This is a genomic window from Stappia sp. WLB 29, from assembly GCF_023507705.1.
In the GTDB taxonomy this organism is placed as follows: Bacteria; Pseudomonadota; Alphaproteobacteria; order Rhizobiales; family Stappiaceae; genus Stappia.
In genome coordinates, this window is the sequence record NZ_JALBGD010000006.1 from 171,641 (window position 1) to 188,091 (window position 16,451).

Genomic DNA, 16,451 nt, shown 5'->3' on the forward strand with positions numbered 1-16,451 from the left:
CCCTGGCAAAGTCTGCGTCCGTGTTTCGCGCAAGGGCTATCCGCGGACAAGCCAGACGATGAAAACGCCGATTATGGCGGCAATCAGTCCGCCTGTCCGCAGGATCCCTTCCGGCAGCTCCAGCATCTGCCGGATCGCCTGCTTCATGGCTCCCGGGGCGAGCGCGTAAAGCGCTCCCTCGAGAGCCAGGACGAGGCCCAGTGCGACCCAGAGATCGCTCACTGGGCGAGCGGACCCCGGGCGACCGGCGCGTCGCCGGAGGCGGCGGGCGCCGGCGGGCGCGCAGTGCCGCTGGGATCGCGGAAGTAGCGGAAGAACTCGGAGGTCGGCGACAGGACCATGGAGGTGTCGCCGGCCTTGAGGCCTTCCGAATACGCCTGCATCGAGCGATAGAAGCTGAAGAACTCCGGATCGCGGTTGAAGGCGTCGGCAAAGATCCGGTTCCGCTCCGCATCGCCGTCACCGCGGATCACCTCGGCGTCGCGATTGGCTTCGGCGACGATGACGGTGGAATCGCGCTCGGCACGCGCGCGGATGCGCTGCGCCTGCTCGGCACCTTGCGCGCGGATCTCCGTCGCCTCGCGCTGACGCTCCGTCTGCATGCGGCGGAACACCGCATCGGAGTTGGTCTGCGGCAGGTCGGCCCGGCGGATCTTCACGTCCACCACCTCGATGCCGATGGGGGCGGCGCGCGAGGCGACGTCCTGGCGGATCTGATCCATCAGACCGGAACGGTCGTCACGCACCATCTGCACGAAGGTGGCGCGCGCGAGCACCGAACGAAGGCTCGACTGCAGGAAGGTGGATAGGCGCTGGTTCGCTTCGCCGATGTTGTTCACCGTCTGGTAGAACAGCACCGGATCGGTGATGCGATAGCGGGCGAAGGCGTCGACGACCAGGCGCTTCTTGTCCGACAGGATCGGCTCGATGAGCGGCATGTTCAGATCGAGCACGCGCTTGTCGAAATAGACCACGTTCTGGATGAAGGGCCGCTTGAACTTCAGTCCCGGTTCCTGCTCTGCCCGCTTGATCTCGCCGAACTGCAGCACCAGCGCCTGCTGGGCCGGGTTGACGATGAAGATCGACAGGTAGAGCGCGAGTGCGGCGAGGGCGACGAGGATGCCGCCGATCCCAAAAAGGCCGTTTTTCATCACTGGTTGCCTCCGCTGCGGGCGGCGCCCTGGTTTCGGTTGAGCTGGTCGAGCGGCAGGTAGGGCACGACACCCGAGCCGCTGGCGCTCTCGTCGATGATGATCTTGGTATTGCGGCCGAGAACCTGCTCGAGGGTCTCCAGGTAGAGACGCTCGCGGGTCACGTCCGGAGCCTTCTGGTACTCGTCCAGGATCTTCATGAACCGCTGGGCCTGACCGTTGGCTTCCGCGACCGTCTGCTCGCGATAGGCGTTGGCGGCCTCGAGGATGCGGGCGGACTCGCCTCGGGCTTCCGGCACGACGCGATTGGCATAGGCCTGCGCCTCGTTCTGGATGCGCTCCTGGTCGGCACGCGCGGCCTGCACGTCGCGGAAGGCCTCGATGACCTGCTGCGGCGGATCGACCTTCTGCATCTGTACCTGGGTGATCTCGACGCCGGCGCCGTAGCCGTCCAGCGCGGTCTGCATCAGCTCCTGCACGGCGACCTGGATCGGGGTGCGGTTCTCACCGAGAATGGCGTCGATGTTGCTCTCGCCGACGACCTCGCGCATGGCGCTCTCGGCGACGGCCTTCACCGTGCCGTCCGGGTCCTGGATGTTGAACAGGAAGTTGGACACGCCTTCCGGCGTATTGCGGATGCGCCACTGCACCTTGAAGTCGACGTCGACGATGTTTTCGTCGCCGGTCAGCATCAGGCTTTCCTCGACGACGTCCTGGCTGTTGACCCGGGTACCGCTGACGCTCTCGCGCAGGCCCACGGTGAGCTCGCGAATTCGCAGGACTTCCGGCGTAAAGACGGTGCCGACGGGATAGGGCCAGTTGTAGTTCAGACCGGGAGCGGTTTGGCCGGTGACCTCACCGAAGACCAGCTCGACACCTACCTGACCCTGCTCGACCCGGTAAAACCCGGTGGTGAGCCAGATACCGGCTGCGATGATCAGCGCCAGCAGGATGCCCTTGAAGCCGAGATTGCCGCCGCCGGGAAGCACGGTTTTCAGCGTGTTCTGGCTGCGTTTGAGCAGTTCTTCCAGGTCCGGCGGGTTACCGCCTCCTCCGCCGCCACGCTGCGGGCCGCCCCCCCAAGGGCCGCCACCGCCGGAACCGCCCCAGGGGCCACCGCCCCCGCCGCCCTTCCAGCCGCCGCCACCGTTCTGGTTGCTCCAAGGCATCAAGACATCCTTCACTGGGGAAACGGCACGGCGCCGTTTCCGGTTGTTCGTCGACACGCCACGCGGGCCTTGTCGGGTTATAGGGAGATTGCCCCCGCCTTTCAACGAAAGCCGGTGTTTGCACCACCCCTTGGAATTGGCGACGCGCCGGAGCGATGTCAATGCGCGCGCCGCGGAAACCAGCCGTTCTGCCGTCGCCGGTGACGAATTGGCGCACGGATGGTTTACGGCTGCGCGGCAATCACCTGCGCTGCTGCCGCAAGACCGGTCTCGCGGGCGCCGTGGGCGGTGGAAAATGCGGCTTCCGAGACCGCCTCCCCGGCTATGAAAAGCCGGTCGCCGACCGGCTGCCGCAGCACGGCGCGCGCCCCCGCGTGGCCGGGCAGGGCGCACGAATAAGCGCCGAGCACATGCGGATCCGAGCCCCAATGGGTGGCGGTTGCGCCGCGCACCCGCCGGGCGATGCCGCTGCCGAGCATGTCCTTCAGCGCCTCCAGCGCGAACGCGGTCATGGCCGCCTCGCCCTCGCGTTCCAGCGCCTCCGCCGTTTCGCCGCAGAGCTGGCCGACGACGAGCGGCCAGCCGAGATGGTTGGCGACGAAGTTCACCGGCGGGCGGTCCGGTCGGTCGGGATCGAGCGTGTCGACATAGACATTCTCGCCGAACTCAGCCAGCGGGGCGTCGAGCAGGAAGGCGACCTTTTCCGCAAGGCCGGTCGGGCAGCCGGCGGCAGCATCCGCGATCTCCGCCGGCAGGTCGGGCAGGAAGCGGATGGCGCCGCTGGCGATCACGTTGGTGGAGACGGTGAGGATGACATGGCCGGCGCGCAAGGTGCCGCGGCTGGTCTCGATGCGGATCGGCGTGCCGCGCATGTCGATGCTGCGCACCTCGACACCGAGATGCACGGGCACATGCGCCGAGGTGCGGGCAACCAGCGCGCCGTAGCCGTCGGAGACCGGCCAGTTCTCGTAGGTGTCGGCATAGGCGGCAAGATCGAGCGCCGAGATGCGCTCCGGCGGCAGGGCGGACAGCAGCGTCAGCCAGTGGCGGGCAAGCCGCCACCAGGGGCCGGAGGTGTCGCAGCCCGCAATGGCCGGCCGGTCGGACTCGCCGGGCGCGGCGGCTGCCGCCTCGAAGGCCTGTTCGACGGCGTTCCAGGCCTCGCGGGCGGTCTGCGCATCGGCTTTCGTGCTGCCGAGGAAGAGATCGGCGGAGCGGCGGGTGGCGCGAACCATATAGCGCATGCCGAGCCGGTCGGCCGCCTCACGGAAGGGATTGCGCGAGGCGCTGTGCAGCCAGTGGCAGCCCCGGTCGAAGGGGATGCCGCCGAAGACATGCCGGTCCGTCCAGGCGCGTCCGCCGATCCGTTCCTTGGCTTCCAGCACGGCAAAGCTCAGCCCGCTGGCGGCGAGGCGTTCGCCGGCCGCAAGTCCGGCGGCGCCGGCACCGATGACGATGACGTCGTACTCGCTCACCGCATCCGCCCTCAGCCGGTCAGGCGCGCGGCATGCCAGGCGACATGGTCGGCGAGGAAAGTGGAGATGAAGTAGTAGGAGTGGTCGTAGCCGCCTTGCATCCGCAAGGTGAGATCGACGCCGGACTTGCGGCAGGCACGCTCGAAGTTCCAGGGCTTGAGCTGCTCGTCCAGGAAGCCGTCGGCGGTGCCCTGGTCGATCAGGATGTCGCCGGACCAGCCGGCGTGCTCGACCAGATGGCAGGCGTCGTGAGCGGCCCAGGCCGTACGGTCCTTGCCGAGATAGGCGGTGAAGGCCTTCTCGCCCCAGGGGCAGTCGAGCGGATTGACGATCGGGGCGAAGGCGGAGACCGAGCGGAAGCGGTCGGGATGCTTCATCGCAAGGGTCAGCGCGCCATGGCCGCCCATCGAGTGGCCGGTGACGCCCACGGCGCCTTCCCACACGGGCAGTTCGGCCGCGACCAGATCGAACAGCTCGCGCGCGACGTAGCTCTCCATCGCGAAATGCGGTGCCCAGGGCGCCTGCGTCGCATCGATGTAGAAGCCGGCGCCCTGGCCGAGATCGTAGGCCGCATCGTTGGCGACGCCTTCGCCGCGCGGGCTGGTGTCCGGGGCGACGAGGATCAGCCCGTATTCGGCGGCAAGACGCTGGTAGCCGGCCTTGGTGGTGGCGTTCTCCCAGGTGCAGGTGAGGCCGGAGAGATAGAAGAGGGTGGGGCAGGCCTCGCCGCGCAGCGCCTCGGCCGGCAGGAAGGCGGCGAACTCCATGTCGGTGCCGGTGGCGGCGGAGGCGTGCCGGTAGACGCGCTGCTCGCCGCCGAAGGCGCGGGCGGAAGAGACGGTGTCGAGGGTCATGGGTGTCGGCTCTCGCGTGAGGGGAGGGGATCAGGTGTCGTGGCAAGCGGGGTCGCGCAGCATGTCGACATGCGGAATCCCGTCTTCCAGATAGGTCTCGGACACGGGCACGAAGCCGTGCCCCGAATAGAAGGCGGTCAGATGCGCCTGCGCCGACAGGGCCTGTGGGCTGTCCGGTGCGATGCGCCTCGCCTCGGCAAGGGCCGCGCGCATCAGGTAGTCGCCAAGGCCGGTGCCGCGCCAGGCCGGCGCAACGACGATCCGGCCGATGCGTAGCGGCGCGCCGGGCGCCGCCGGCCGTAGCAGGCGCAGGCAAGCGGCAAGCTCTGCTTCGCCTTCGCCGCTTTCGCTCGGCGCGCTGAGCAGAAGATGACGGGCGGCAGGATCGCGGCCGTCGATCTCCGGATAGGCGCAGGCCTGCTCGACCACGAAGACATCGACGCGCAGGCGCAGCACGTCATGGAGCTGCCGCGGGGTGAGTTCGTCCATCTCCGCCCAGAGCACGGTGAGGGGAGCCCGGCCGGCAATCGCCGGAGGGGCAGGCATGTCGAGCGTGCGGCTGGCCATGGCTGCGCTCACGCGCCGGGGCCCTGCGCGCCCTTGCCGATAAGCCGACCGATCTGCTCGACCTGCGCCTCGAGCCGGGCGAGCGCCTCGCCGGTGCGCTCGTGGGTCTCGCGCAGCAGCTTCAGGCTTGAGGCGATCAGCGCCATTTCGCTGGCCAGCGGGGTTTCCGCCGGCGCATCGCCGAGGCCGTAGAGCAGCCAGGTGGGGCTGACGCCGAGAAAGCCGGCCAGCATGGTCAGCCGGTTGGCGCGGGGTTCGGAGCGCCCGCTTTCCCAGGCGCTGACGGTCGCGGTCTTGACGCCGATGCGCCGGGCGAGTTGCGCTGCGGAGAAGTTCGCCGCCTCGCGTGCACGGCGGATGCGCCCGCCGATGGTGTCGCCGTCGCGGGGCTCGGCCCACATGGTCTCGGTTTCGCTCATCGGTCCCCCCGGTTTGTGGTGTCTTGGCCGCAGGCGCGGCCGGCCCCGCATGCGGGATGCGGTGCGGGCCGGGATGCAGCGCCTCCCGGCCCGCCTTGATCAGAACGTGACGACCGAACGGATCGACTTGCCCTCGTGCATCAGGTCGAAGGCCGTGTTGATCTCGTCGAGCGGCATGGTGTGCGTGATCATGCTGTCGATCTCGATCTTGCCGTCCATGTACCAGTCGACGATCTTCGGCACGTCGGTCCGCCCGCGTGCCCCGCCGAAGGCCGAACCGCGCCAGGAGCGGCCGGTGACCAGCTGGAACGGACGGGTGGAGATCTCCTGCCCGGCGCCGGCGACGCCGATGATGATCGACTCGCCCCAGCCCTTGTGGGCGCATTCCAGCGCCTGGCGCATGGTGTCGGTGCGGCCGATGCACTCGAAGGAATAATCCGCGCCGCCCTTGGTGAGGTCGACGAGATAGGGAACGAGATCGCCCTCGACTTCCAGCGGGTTGACGAAGTGGGTCATGCCGTAGCGCTCGGCCATGGCCTTCTTGTCGGGGTTGATGTCGACGCCGACGATCATGTTGGCGCCGACGAGGCGGGCGCCCTGGATGACGTTGAGGCCGATGCCGCCGAGGCCGAAGACCACGACGTTGGAGCCCGGCTCGACCTTGGCGGTGTTGATCACCGCGCCGATGCCGGTGGTGACGCCGCAGCCGATGTAGCAGATCTTGTCGAAGGGCGCGTCGGGACGAACCTTGGCGAGCGCGATCTCGGGCAGCACCGTGTAGTTGGCGAAGGTCGAGGTGCCCATGTAGTGGAAAATCTTCTCGCCGCCGATGGAGAAGCGCGAGGTCCCGTCCGGCATCACGCCCGCGCCTTGCGTGGAGCGGATCTTCTGGCACAGGTTGGTCTTCGGATTGAGGCAGTATTCGCACTCGCGGCACTCGGGCGTGTAGAGCGGAATGACATGGTCGCCCGGCTTCAGCGAGGTGACGCCCTTGCCGACCTCGACGACGACGCCGGCGCCCTCATGGCCGAGAATGGCCGGGAACAGGCCTTCCGGATCGTCGCCCGACAGGGTGAAGGCATCGGTGTGGCACACGCCGGTCGCCTTGATCTCGACCAGCACCTCGAAGGCGCGGGGTCCCTCGATCTGCACCGTCTCGATCGACAGGGGCTGGCCTGCCTTGAAGGCGACTGCAGCACGTACGTCCATGAAAAAACCTCCGGCTATGGAACGAGCGGCGGCGAGGACACCGGCCCCGCCCCGCGTTGGACAGCGATCCTAGGAAATTGGGCCGGCGGACGAAAGGCCCGAGGCGACAATCAGATGTCTCAGCGCGACGGCGCCTGTGTACAGCGGCGGTAGGTCAGGAAGGTGACATCCGCCGTATCCTTCTCCCCGCGCGGCGGCGTCTCGCTTGCGACTTGCCTCCAGAGCTGCGGGTCGATCTTCGGGAACAGCGTGTCGCCATCGGGCGTCGCGTGCACGCGGGTGATCTCCAGCCGGTCGGCCATAGGCAGGGCGGCCGCATAGATCGTGCCGCCGCCGATGACCATCACCGCGTCGCCTGCACTCTCGCCGGCAAGCGCGAAGGCTTCCTCCAGCGACGCGGCGCGGACCACGCCCTCATGCGCCCAGCCGGCATCGCGGGTGACGACGATGTTGGCGCGGCCGGGCAGGGGACGGCCGATGGACTCGAAGGTCTTGCGACCCATCACCACGGGATGGCCGAGGGTGAGGCGCTTGAAGCGCTTCAGGTCGGTGGAAAGCTTCCAGGGCATGTCGCCGTCCGAGCCGATGACGTCGTTCTCGCCGACGGCGGCGATCAGCACGATCTCGGGTCTTGCGGCTGCGGTCATGTCCGGCTCCTGGCGGGTGGTCGTCGGCGCCTGTAGTAGCGCCCTCGCCCTCAAAAGAAAACGGCCCGCGGATGCGGGCCGTTTCCGTTTGGCTCAGAACGCGCGGGAAAGCGCGTGCGGATCAGTTGCGCTCCTTGTCGACCAGGGCGCCCTTCTTGATCCACGGCATCATGCCGCGCAGCTTCTCGCCGACTTCCTCGATCTGGTGAGCGTCGTTGAGGCGGCGGGTCGCCTTGAAACGAGCCTGGCCGGCCTTGCATTCCTGCATCCACTCCGAGGTGAACTTGCCGGTCTGGATGTCGGTCAGGATGCGCTTCATCTCGGCCTTGGTCTCCGGCGTCACGACGCGCGGACCGGACATGTACTCGCCCCACTCGGCGGTGTTGGAGATGGAGTAGTTCATGTTGGCGATGCCGCCCTCGTAGATCAGGTCGACGATGAGCTTCACCTCGTGCAGGCACTCGAAATAGGCCATCTCCGGCGCGTAGCCGGCCTCGACCAACGTCTCGAAACCGGCGCGGATCAGTTCGACCAGGCCGCCGCACAGGACTGCCTGCTCGCCGAACAGGTCGGTCTCGCACTCTTCCTTGAAGGTCGTCTCGATGATGCCCGAACGGCCGCCGCCGACGCCGCAGGCGTAGGCCAGGCCGAGGTCGAGGGCGTTGCCCGAGGCGTCCTGATGGACGGCGACGAGGCAGGGCACGCCGCCGCCCTTCTCGTATTCGCCGCGCACGGTGTGGCCCGGGCCTTTCGGTGCGACCATGAGGACGTCGACGGTGGGCTTCGCCTCGATCAGGCCGAAATGCACGTTCAGGCCATGGGCGAAGGCGATGGCGGCGCCGTCGCGGATGTTGTCGGCGATGTGGTCGCGGTAGATGTCGGCCTGCAGCTCGTCCGGAGTGGCCATCATCATCAGGTCGGCCCAGCCGGCCGCCTCGGCGACGCTCATGACCTTGAGGCCGTCGGCCTCGACCTTCTTGGCGGTGGTGGAGCCGGGGCGCAGCGCCACGACGATGTCCTTGACGCCGGAGTCCTTGAGGTTCAGCGCATGGGCACGGCCCTGGCTGCCATAGCCGATGACGGCGACCTTCTTGGACTTGATGAGGTTGAGGTCGGCATCGCGATCATAATAAACGCGCATCTGGTTTCTCCCGTTTGGCGTTTGCGTTGGGCCGGGAACCGTCCCGGCCGGGGTCAGCTCCGCCCCTGCCGCGCGTTGTTGCGCGGCAGGGGCGGATGAAGGGCAATGAACTGGTCGACGGCACGGCGCGCCTGACCGGCGAAGTCGGCATCCTCCTCGAGCGGCGGCTGACCGAGCAGCCAGCGCCCATGGGCATCGCGAATGATGAGGCCGTAAAGGGTGCGGTAGGCCTCCGTCGCGTCCTGGAAGTCGATGTGACCCTGGTCGCGGCCGGCCTCCAGCAGGGTGCGGGCGCGGGTGGCGATCCGCTCGCGGCCGCGCTCCAGCAGCAGGCGGCCGAGCGGCGCGCCGTGCCGGCTGGCATGGGCGATGGCGATCCGATTGAGCGCCAGCGAGGTGTCTCCGGCGAGCACGGTGAGAAGGTCCTCGGCGAAGGTGGCGAGGCGGCTGCGGAACTCGGCAAGGTCGAGCGCGCCGGCGCTCTCGCTCGGCACCCGGACCTTGGCCGCCTGGTGCGCGACGATGGCGGCAAGCAGGCCGTCGCGGTCGCCGAACCAGCGATAGAGGCTTTCCTTGGAGCAGTTCGCCGCGCGCGCCACCGCCGACGTGGTCAGCGCCTTCTCGCCGCCGTCGACGACAAGGCGCAGGGCCGAGGCGAGGACCTCGTTCTGTCGCGGCGTGAAATCGCTGTCGGGGACGGGGGGCATGGAGCGACGCAGGTTAGGGTGGCAGGCGGGCCCGGCATGAGCCGGAAAAAAAGCCTGAGGACATTTCAGTACCGTACGGTACGGTTCGGCGGCACACTCGCGCGGATGCCCCTTCGCGTCAAGGGAAAACGAAAGCCTTCGAACAGCCGCCCCCGTGGGATCGGCAAGGCAGACAGGTACGAGATCTGACGCAAACGGGAGATGTTGCAGAAAAGACACGGAGGGAGGACGATCCGTCGCAGGGGGCGCCCAGGCCTTGCCGACGCAGGGGAAACGGGCGCAGGCTGTCAATACTGACCATGGTGTTCCGGGGTGCTTCGGGGAAACACGGATTCGGCGCAGGGCAAGTTTGCGCTAGGGTCCCGGCCTGCAGATTGAGGGTCCCGACATCCGGCACTGGATGAGGCCCGGCGCGAAGCCGGCCAGCGAGAGCGAGGACCCGCTGCATGATCTTCGGTGAAACTCCGGTTTACGGGTCCGGCTCGCTTTGACCTACGCGACGATCTCCTGCTCCGTTCTCGCCCTGCTGCTTGCAGCCGTCGTGGCGCTGCCGGCACCGGCAGCCCTGGCGGCCGGCCCGCAGGCCCCGGCCCTGGCTGCCGAGAAGCTCCAGCAGGCGGCCCCTCGTACCAAGGCGCGGCTGCCGCTGGCGCGCCTGTTTACCCCGCTCAGGCTCGAAGGATCGATCCTCAAATGGGGAGAGCCGCGGGTGGGAACGCCGGCGCGGGTGACCTATGCCTTTGCCGACGGGCCGGTCAGCCGTCCCGATGCGCGCAACTGCCGCCAGATGCAGAACCTCGATCGCCTGGTGGAGGCCACCGGCGCGACGGCGCAGGCGATCCGCGCGGAAGCTGCGGCGGCTTTCCGCATGTGGAGCGAGGTAAGCGGGCTCGTGTTCGAGGAGATTGCGGACGCAGACGCCGCGAACATCCTGCTCGGCGCCCAGGCGATGCCGCGCGGCTTTGCCTTCACCAATGTGGAGTTCGCGCGTGAGGATGCTACCGGCGTGATGGAGGCCGGCGGCTCCGACGGGCGGGGATTGAGCTTGCCCGTCGCCGGGACGGGAGAGGGCGTGCGGACGGCACCGGTTGCCGCGCGGATTGCGCCGATCACCCGCTCGGCCATCTGTCTCAACCCCAGGCACGACTGGAAGATCGGCTTCGACGGCAACCTTGCGGCCTATGACCTGCGCTACACCTTCGCACATGAGATCGGCCACGCGATCGGTTTGGACCATCATCTGAAGGGCCTGTCGATCATGCATTTCAAGTATAGTGAAATTTTCCAGGACCTTCAGGCAGCGGACATTTCCGGTGTGCAGTGGCTTTATGGACCTCCTGCGCGCTGAAAGATGTCATCTTCCTGCCAGGATCCTGTTGTATGAGCCTGAAACTCAAAAATATTAAACGATTGTTTTGATGGATATTGCGCGAAGAAGGTGCGGCCGGAAAAAGATCATGATCTCTTCCTAAGTTTGTTCGACTGTCCGGCCCGGCGCTATCCTGGCGTGGCGGGCGAGAGACGCGACAAGGGAGTCGATGATGATGAAGACGCTTCTTGCGACGACCGCAACGCTCGCAATCTTGTCGGTGGGCCCGGCCTGGGCTCAGTCGGCAACGGAACCTCAGGTCGACGAGCCTTTGGTTGAGGAAACGGCACCGGGTGCGGTCATGCCGTCCGACGAGGCGCCGGATACCGGGATGTCGACCGAGATGCCTCGGGCTGACGCTCCGGCCGCGACCGCGACCGCAAGCTTCATTGGCGAACAGCAGGACGGGAACTGGTTGACCAGCAGCTTGATCGGCCTGGAGGTCACCAACCCGGAAGGCGAATCGCTCGGCAAGGTGGCTGCGCTGGAGATCGGGCCGGATGGTCAGGTCGTGTCGGTGCTGATCGAGGCCGGCGGCTTCCTGGGCATGGGTGCGCGTCAAGTGGCGGTGCCGTATGAGTCCGTGCAGCACGTGACCATGACCCCGGGCGAGCATCAACTGATCCTCGCCGCGACGAGCGAGGACCTGGAGTCGGCCCCGGACTTCGTCACCCTGGTGCAGAAGCATCGGGAAGAGGAGGCCCTTCGCGCCCAGCAGGAAATGGGGGCGGGCCAACCGGCCGCGGTGGATCCGGCCAATCCTCCGGGTACGGCACAGTAAATCTGCCATCTGCCGATCCGCAACGGGCTGCGGCGTGCCGCGGCCCGTTCGCTCGTCTGCTCCCGCGTCTTCCCAGCATCTGTAGTAGCGACCTAATACCCGCTGTCGCGGCGGGCTTGCTAGGGTTCGCGCGGCCTGAAAGGTCCACCGGGACGGCGCTTCGCCCCTGCGGGGCATCCGTCGCCGGTGTCGTATTGCAAGGGAGGACTGCAGCATGGCCGCGAAGAAGATCCTGATGATCACCGGCGATTTCACCGAAGACTACGAGACGATGGTGCCGTTCCAGACGCTGCTTGCGGTCGGGCACGTGGTCCATGCGGTGTGCCCGGGCAAGAAGGCGGGGCAGACGGTCGCCACCTCGATCCACGATTTCGAGGGCGACCAGACCTATAGCGAGAAGCGCGGGCACAACTTCGCTCTCAATGCGACGTTCGCCGATATCGATCCGGCCGATTACGACGCGCTGGTGATCCCCGGCGGCCGGGCGCCGGAATATCTGCGGCTGGATGCGCAGGTGATCGCCGCGGTGAAGCATTTCTTCGAGGCGGGCAAGCCGGTCGCCGCGATCTGCCACGGGGCGCAGCTGCTGGCAGCGGCGCGGGTGATCGAGGGGCGGACCCTCTCGGCCTATCCGGCCTGCCGCCCGGAGGTGGAACTGGCCGGCGGCACCTATGCGGACATCGCCATCGACGGTGCGGTGACCGACGGCAAGCTGGTGACGGCACCGGCCTGGCCGGCGCATCCGGCGTGGCTGTCGCAGTTCATGGCCGTGCTCGCCGCCTGAGGTGCCCGCGAAATCTTCGAGCCGAGGACTTGCGGCCGTGCACAAGCGGCCGCAAGCTCCGCAGTGCATGCCGCAGGGAGGATGCACATGTGCAAGCTGTTCATCGAAGCCGACCCGGCCTTGTGGGAAAGCACGACGAAGTCTTTGAGGATCGACAGGATGGTCACCAGCGTCCGTCTGGAGACCTTCTTCTGGACGGTGCTGGAGGAGATCGCCACCCGCGACGGCATGAACCTGGTGCAGTTGATCACCCGGCTGCATCACGAATCCATCGAAGCCGGCCACGACCTCGGCAATTTCGCCTCGTTCCTGCGGGTCTGCTGCGGGCGCTACCTTGCGCTGCAGCTGAGCGGCGACATTCCGCGCGATCTGGATACGCCGATCTCCTCGCTCGACAGCCCGCGCATTCTCGACCGGGAGCGGGAACGGGACAGGGAGCGGCTACACTGAGCGGGCGGCATGAGCCGGGCCGTTACAGGTAGAGTTCGCCTTTGGAGACGATGACGGCCTGACCGCCGATGCGCACCGCCTTGAGGGCGCCTGCGGCGACATCGACTTCCAGATCGATCATCGAGGGCCGGCCCATGTCGAAGCCCTGCTCGATGCGCAGGTAGTGAGTTCCGTCCGTCAGCTTGTCGAAATGGCGGACGATGCCGGAAAAGGCGGCAGCGGCCGAGCCGGTCGCCGGGTCTTCGCCGATGCCCATGTGGGGGGCGAACATGCGGGCGGCAAAGGTGCTGTCCTGCGAATTCGTCTGGCGGCAGTAGAGATAGGCGCCCATTTCCCCGCCGCGGCCGAAGGCGTCCTCCCAATGGCGATGGACCGGCGACACGCGCGACAGGGCATCGAGGCTGGCGACCGGTACGAAGGCGAAGGGCACGCCCGCCTCGAAGGCGCAGGGGCGGTGGTTCTCGAAGCCGATCTCGTTCGGCTCCAGCCCCACGGCGGCGGCAATGATCTCCCGGTCGCCCAGGGGATCGCAGGGGCGGGGCAGGCGGGGAATGTCGAATTCGGCAAAGCCGGCAGCCCCGTTCTTCAGCACGACGCCGCAGCGCACGTTGCCGACCGTCTCCTCCAGCACGACCATGGCATTGCGGTCGGCATCGGATTCCATGTCGCCGAAGCGTTCCTTGGCCAGCAGGATGGCGGTGCCGACGGTGGGATGTCCTGCGAAGGGCAGCTCGCGGGCGGGCGTGAAGATGCGCAGGCGCGCAGAGTGGGCGGGATTTTCCGGCGGCAGGACGAAGACGGTTTCCGACAGGTTGAATTCGCGCGCAATCGCCTGCATGCGAGCATCCGTCAGCCCTTCGGCGTCCAGCACGACGGCCAGCGGATTGCCGGCGAGCGCCTGGTTGGTGAAGACGTCGAGGACGAAGAAACGTCGAGGCATCGTAAGGTTTCCCTGCTGGACGGTGGCGTCGTTTCGTCTTGCCGGACTTCGCGTTGCGCCGGCCCAGCCGGCGACGGGCGAGACTGTGGCATGGCCGGGCGCTGCTTGCCAACCTGCCAGTGAACCGGTGCTGCATGGCAGGCTAACGTTTCGTTAACTGCTCGGGTTTCGACAAAACCGCCGAGGCCGCCGGAGCGTATGCCCCGGCATGACCATTGATCTCACCAGTTTTCCTAAAGGCGGTCTTGCCGTGGTTGCCGGCGCCACCGGAGGCATCGGGTCGGCCCTTGCGCGGCAGATGGAGGCGAGCGGCCGCTTCGAGCGGGTGGAGCGGCTCGCGCGCAGCCTGACGCCCGGCTTCGACATCGAGGACGAGGAGAGCATCGCTGCTGCTGCGCGGCGGATCGGCGCGATGGGGCCGCTGCGGCTCTTCGTCGATGCGACGGGCCTGTTGAGCGATGCGCAGATGCAGCCGGAAAAGGCGCTGCGCCAGATCGACCCGGCCGCAATGGAGCGCTCGTTCCGCGTCAACGCCATCGGACCGGCGCTGATGATCAAGCATTTCGCCCCGCTGTTCCCGCGCGAGGGCAAGGGCGTGCTTGCGAGCCTGTCGGCCAAGGTCGGCAGCATCGGCGACAACCGGCTGGGCGGGTGGATCAGCTACCGGGCATCGAAGGCGGCGCTCAACCAGATCGTCCGCACGGCGTCGATCGAGCTCGCCCGCCGGCAGCCGGACCTGGTGGTGCTGGCGCTGCATCCGGGCACGGTGGATACGGGGCTGTCGCGCCCCTTCGCGCGCGCAGGCCTCACCGTTCGCACGCCCGACGAGGCGGCACGCCGGCTGCTTGCGGTGATCGAGACCGTAGGGCGTGAGGACAGCGGCGCGTTCCTCTCCCATGACGGCGAAAGGCTGCCCTGGTAGGGCGAAGCCCGGATGTTGCCAGCAAGGAAGGGGCAAGTGTAGAAGGCTCGGCAGGCCGAGACCTTAGCCGACGAGCTCCAACGCAGTCATGACCGATATCCGCATTTCCGCCTTCTATCACTTCGCGGCCCTGCCGGACTTCGAAGCCCTGCGCCAGCCGCTGCTGGAGACGGCCGGGGCGGCGGGCGTGCGCGGATCGATCCTGCTGGCGAGCGAGGGCGTCAACGGCACGATCGCGGGTGCCGAGGAGGGCATTGCCGAGGTGCTGGCCTGGCTGCGGTCCGACCCGCGCCTTTCCGGCCTTCGCGAAAAGGCCTCCTGGGCCGAGCGCATTCCCTTCGCCCGGCTCAAGGTGCGGCTGAAGCGTGAGATCGTGAGCCTCGGCGTTGCCGGCATCGACCCGACCCGGCAGGTCGGCACCTATGTGGCGCCGCAGGACTGGAACGAGCTCATCAGCGATCCGGACGTGCTCGTCGTCGACACGCGCAACGACTACGAGGTCGCTTTCGGCACGTTCGAGGGGGCGAGTTCGCCCGATACCCGCTCGTTCCGCGCCTTCCCTCAGTGGCTGCGCCAGCAGCGGGAGCAGGCGTCGGGGCTGCGCAAGGTGGCGATGTTCTGTACCGGCGGCATCCGCTGCGAAAAGGCTTCCGCGCTGCTGCTTTCCGAAGGCTTCGAGGAGGTCTACCACCTCGAGGGCGGCATCCTGAACTACCTGGAAAAGGTGCCGCAGGAGAAAAGCCTGTGGCGCGGCGACTGCTTCGTTTTCGACGAGCGGATCGCCGTCGACCACGCGCTGCGCCCGACCTGGGGCCGCAATGCGCCGGACGAAGCCTTGCCCGTGCTGCCGCGCGATATCGCGGATACAGCGCGCGAGGACGCGGCTAAAGGCTGAAGCGCCAGCCCGGCAGGCCGATTGCGCCCGGCGCCAGGGCGAAGAGGCAGCCGGAGTCCGGAAACTCGGCCAAAAGGTCCGGCGCGGTGTGGGGGCGCAGGCTCGTCACCACCAGTTCGTCCAGCGCGGGACCGCAGAAGCAGGGCATGGTCGGGCGTGGCACCGGCATCGGGATCGCGTCGACGAGCGTGCCGTCGGGCGCAAAGCAGTTCAGCACGCCCGCCGAAACGCCTGCCGACCAGTAGCGCCCCTGCGCGTCCACCGTGCCGCCATCGGGGCGTCCGGTCTCGTTGGTCAGCTGCGCAAACAGGCGCCGGCCGGAGATCGTGCCCGTCGCAGCGTCGAAATCCCAGGCCTCGATATGCCCCGGCCGGCTGTCGGCATGGTAGAGCACCGTCCCGTCGGGCGACCAGGCAAGGCCGTTGGAGACGGTCACGCCCTCGACGAGGCGCGTCGTGGTGCCGTCGCGGGCGACCCGGTAGAGCGCGCCGATGGGCTGGCGGTCGGGGCGGTCGTCCATGGTGCCGACATAGAAGGCACCGTCCGGGCCGACCTTGCCGTCGTTGAGGCGGGTGCGGGGATCGTCCGCCTCGATCTCGGCCAGGGTCTCGATGGCGCCGCTCGACAGGGTGAAGAGCACGACCCGGTCGCGCAGCGCGACGACGAGCCGGTCGTCGTCCTGTGTCAGTCCGATCGAGCCGACGACGTCCGGCAGGTCCCAGTGCTCTTCCTGCCGGGTCCGCCAGTCGAGCGCGTGGATGCGCTTTCCGAGGATGTCGCACCAGTAGAGGCGGCCCAGCCGCTCGTCCCAGGTCGGACCCTCGGCAAGCTCGCAGCGCGTGTTGCTGAGGCGGGAAATCGCATGGGCCATGAAGGTGCTCCTGAGACTGGAAAACGGGTCTTTGTTGTCGGATGACAGGCGCGTGCGATCAAGCACCTTGAGGCAGTCCGGGAGGAGCGTGAGGGGAGGC

Annotated in this window: 19 protein-coding genes; 6 read left to right on the plus strand and 13 right to left on the minus strand. The window is 67.8% G+C overall.

What is annotated here, in order from left to right:
- Positions 1 to 36 precede the first annotated feature (36 nt).
- The 11 genes from MNI96_RS13515 to MNI96_RS13565 form a co-directional block, all read right to left on the minus strand.
- Positions 37 to 222, minus strand: coding sequence for a DUF2065 domain-containing protein (locus MNI96_RS13515; protein WP_158193169.1), 186 nt, complete (start codon positions 220 to 222; stop codon positions 37 to 39).
- On the minus strand, positions 219 to 1,151 hold the full coding sequence (hflC, locus tag MNI96_RS13520) for a protease modulator HflC (protein WP_249693957.1): 933 nt from the start codon (positions 1,149 to 1,151) through the stop codon (positions 219 to 221). Before hflC ends, MNI96_RS13515 begins: the two co-directional genes overlap by 4 nt.
- Positions 1,151 to 2,320 (minus strand): FtsH protease activity modulator HflK, encoded by a 1,170-nt coding sequence (gene hflK, locus MNI96_RS13525; RefSeq protein ID WP_249693958.1) that lies wholly within the window; start codon positions 2,318 to 2,320, stop codon positions 1,151 to 1,153. The genes hflC and hflK overlap by 1 nt, the downstream gene beginning before the upstream one ends.
- 224 nt (positions 2,321 to 2,544) lie before the next feature.
- Positions 2,545 to 3,795: a flavin monoamine oxidase family protein gene (locus MNI96_RS13530; RefSeq protein WP_249693959.1), complete on the minus strand. Its 1,251-nt coding sequence runs from the start codon at positions 3,793 to 3,795 to the stop codon at positions 2,545 to 2,547.
- An 11-nt stretch (positions 3,796 to 3,806) separates the two neighbouring features.
- Positions 3,807 to 4,649, minus strand: coding sequence for an S-formylglutathione hydrolase (gene fghA, locus MNI96_RS13535; RefSeq protein WP_249693960.1), 843 nt, complete (start codon positions 4,647 to 4,649; stop codon positions 3,807 to 3,809).
- Positions 4,650 to 4,679: 30 nt separating this feature from the next.
- Complete coding sequence (locus MNI96_RS13540) at positions 4,680 to 5,228, minus strand: GNAT family N-acetyltransferase (RefSeq protein ID WP_349629172.1); 549 nt, start codon at positions 5,226 to 5,228, stop codon at positions 4,680 to 4,682.
- Positions 5,225 to 5,635: a helix-turn-helix domain-containing protein gene (locus MNI96_RS13545; protein WP_249693961.1), complete on the minus strand. Its 411-nt coding sequence runs from the start codon at positions 5,633 to 5,635 to the stop codon at positions 5,225 to 5,227. The genes MNI96_RS13540 and MNI96_RS13545 overlap by 4 nt, the downstream gene beginning before the upstream one ends.
- A 99-nt stretch (positions 5,636 to 5,734) precedes the next feature.
- Entirely contained in the window at positions 5,735 to 6,844 is a 1,110-nt protein-coding gene (locus MNI96_RS13550) for an S-(hydroxymethyl)glutathione dehydrogenase/class III alcohol dehydrogenase (protein ID WP_249693962.1), read from the minus strand.
- Positions 6,845 to 6,963: 119 nt separating this feature from the next.
- Positions 6,964 to 7,491 carry a dihydrofolate reductase gene (locus MNI96_RS13555; protein ID WP_249693963.1) on the minus strand — a complete coding sequence of 176 codons (528 nt, stop codon included), beginning with the start codon at positions 7,489 to 7,491 and terminating at the stop codon, positions 6,964 to 6,966.
- A gap of 121 nt (positions 7,492 to 7,612) precedes the next feature.
- On the minus strand, positions 7,613 to 8,632 hold the full coding sequence (ilvC, locus tag MNI96_RS13560) for a ketol-acid reductoisomerase (protein WP_249693971.1): 1,020 nt from the start codon (positions 8,630 to 8,632) through the stop codon (positions 7,613 to 7,615).
- A gap of 53 nt (positions 8,633 to 8,685) precedes the next feature.
- Positions 8,686 to 9,339 (minus strand): TetR/AcrR family transcriptional regulator, encoded by a 654-nt coding sequence (locus MNI96_RS13565; protein ID WP_249693973.1) that lies wholly within the window; start codon positions 9,337 to 9,339, stop codon positions 8,686 to 8,688.
- A gap of 487 nt (positions 9,340 to 9,826) precedes the next feature.
- Here MNI96_RS13565 and MNI96_RS13570 point away from each other — a divergent pair, with 487 nt between their 5' ends.
- From MNI96_RS13570 to MNI96_RS13585, 4 genes are all read left to right on the plus strand, one after another.
- Positions 9,827 to 10,687 carry a matrixin family metalloprotease gene (locus MNI96_RS13570; protein WP_249693975.1) on the plus strand — a complete coding sequence of 287 codons (861 nt, stop codon included), beginning with the start codon at positions 9,827 to 9,829 and terminating at the stop codon, positions 10,685 to 10,687.
- A 193-nt stretch (positions 10,688 to 10,880) separates the two neighbouring features.
- Positions 10,881 to 11,489 carry a PRC-barrel domain-containing protein gene (locus tag MNI96_RS13575; RefSeq protein ID WP_249693978.1) on the plus strand — a complete coding sequence of 203 codons (609 nt, stop codon included), beginning with the start codon at positions 10,881 to 10,883 and terminating at the stop codon, positions 11,487 to 11,489.
- Between the two features lie 214 nt (positions 11,490 to 11,703).
- Positions 11,704 to 12,273: a DJ-1/PfpI family protein gene (locus MNI96_RS13580; protein WP_249693981.1), complete on the plus strand. Its 570-nt coding sequence runs from the start codon at positions 11,704 to 11,706 to the stop codon at positions 12,271 to 12,273.
- 87 nt (positions 12,274 to 12,360) lie between these two features.
- On the plus strand, positions 12,361 to 12,723 hold the full coding sequence (locus tag MNI96_RS13585) for a ribbon-helix-helix domain-containing protein (RefSeq protein ID WP_249693982.1): 363 nt from the start codon (positions 12,361 to 12,363) through the stop codon (positions 12,721 to 12,723).
- A 22-nt stretch (positions 12,724 to 12,745) separates the two neighbouring features.
- Here MNI96_RS13585 and MNI96_RS13590 read toward each other — a convergent pair whose 3' ends face one another.
- Positions 12,746 to 13,663, minus strand: coding sequence for a PhzF family phenazine biosynthesis protein (locus tag MNI96_RS13590; RefSeq protein WP_249693984.1), 918 nt, complete (start codon positions 13,661 to 13,663; stop codon positions 12,746 to 12,748).
- 208 nt (positions 13,664 to 13,871) lie between these two features.
- Here MNI96_RS13590 and MNI96_RS13595 point away from each other — a divergent pair, with 208 nt between their 5' ends.
- Both MNI96_RS13595 and trhO read left to right on the plus strand, forming a co-directional pair.
- On the plus strand, positions 13,872 to 14,585 hold the full coding sequence (locus tag MNI96_RS13595) for an SDR family NAD(P)-dependent oxidoreductase (protein WP_249693986.1): 714 nt from the start codon (positions 13,872 to 13,874) through the stop codon (positions 14,583 to 14,585).
- An 88-nt stretch (positions 14,586 to 14,673) separates the two neighbouring features.
- Positions 14,674 to 15,480, plus strand: a complete 807-nt coding sequence (gene trhO / locus MNI96_RS13600; protein ID WP_249693988.1) for an oxygen-dependent tRNA uridine(34) hydroxylase TrhO — start codon at positions 14,674 to 14,676, stop codon at positions 15,478 to 15,480.
- Here the strand turns inward: trhO and MNI96_RS13605 are convergent.
- Positions 15,470 to 16,351, minus strand: a complete 882-nt coding sequence (locus tag MNI96_RS13605; RefSeq protein WP_249693990.1) for an SMP-30/gluconolactonase/LRE family protein — start codon at positions 16,349 to 16,351, stop codon at positions 15,470 to 15,472. The two genes, trhO and MNI96_RS13605, sit on opposite strands and share 11 nt — an antisense overlap.
- Positions 16,352 to 16,451 lie beyond the last annotated feature (100 nt).

Coding starts and splice junctions, on each gene's coding strand:
- hflC (WP_249693957.1), bottom strand. CDS start 1,151: ATGAAAAACGGCCTTTTTGGGATCGGCGGCATCCTCGTCGCCCTCGCC.
- hflK (WP_249693958.1), bottom strand. CDS start 2,320: ATGCCTTGGAGCAACCAGAACGGTGGCGGCGGCTGGAAGGGCGGCGGG.
- fghA (WP_249693960.1), bottom strand. CDS start 4,649: ATGACCCTCGACACCGTCTCTTCCGCCCGCGCCTTCGGCGGCGAGCAG.
- MNI96_RS13545 (WP_249693961.1), bottom strand. CDS start 5,635: ATGAGCGAAACCGAGACCATGTGGGCCGAGCCCCGCGACGGCGACACC.
- MNI96_RS13550 (WP_249693962.1), bottom strand. CDS start 6,844: ATGGACGTACGTGCTGCAGTCGCCTTCAAGGCAGGCCAGCCCCTGTCG.
- MNI96_RS13555 (WP_249693963.1), bottom strand. CDS start 7,491: ATGACCGCAGCCGCAAGACCCGAGATCGTGCTGATCGCCGCCGTCGGC.
- ilvC (WP_249693971.1), bottom strand. CDS start 8,632: ATGCGCGTTTATTATGATCGCGATGCCGACCTCAACCTCATCAAGTCC.
- MNI96_RS13565 (WP_249693973.1), bottom strand. CDS start 9,339: ATGCCCCCCGTCCCCGACAGCGATTTCACGCCGCGACAGAACGAGGTC.
- MNI96_RS13575 (WP_249693978.1), top strand. CDS start 10,881: ATGATGAAGACGCTTCTTGCGACGACCGCAACGCTCGCAATCTTGTCG.
- MNI96_RS13580 (WP_249693981.1), top strand. CDS start 11,704: ATGGCCGCGAAGAAGATCCTGATGATCACCGGCGATTTCACCGAAGAC.
- MNI96_RS13585 (WP_249693982.1), top strand. CDS start 12,361: ATGTGCAAGCTGTTCATCGAAGCCGACCCGGCCTTGTGGGAAAGCACG.
- MNI96_RS13590 (WP_249693984.1), bottom strand. CDS start 13,663: ATGCCTCGACGTTTCTTCGTCCTCGACGTCTTCACCAACCAGGCGCTC.
- MNI96_RS13595 (WP_249693986.1), top strand. CDS start 13,872: ATGACCATTGATCTCACCAGTTTTCCTAAAGGCGGTCTTGCCGTGGTT.
- trhO (WP_249693988.1), top strand. CDS start 14,674: ATGACCGATATCCGCATTTCCGCCTTCTATCACTTCGCGGCCCTGCCG.
- MNI96_RS13605 (WP_249693990.1), bottom strand. CDS start 16,351: ATGGCCCATGCGATTTCCCGCCTCAGCAACACGCGCTGCGAGCTTGCC.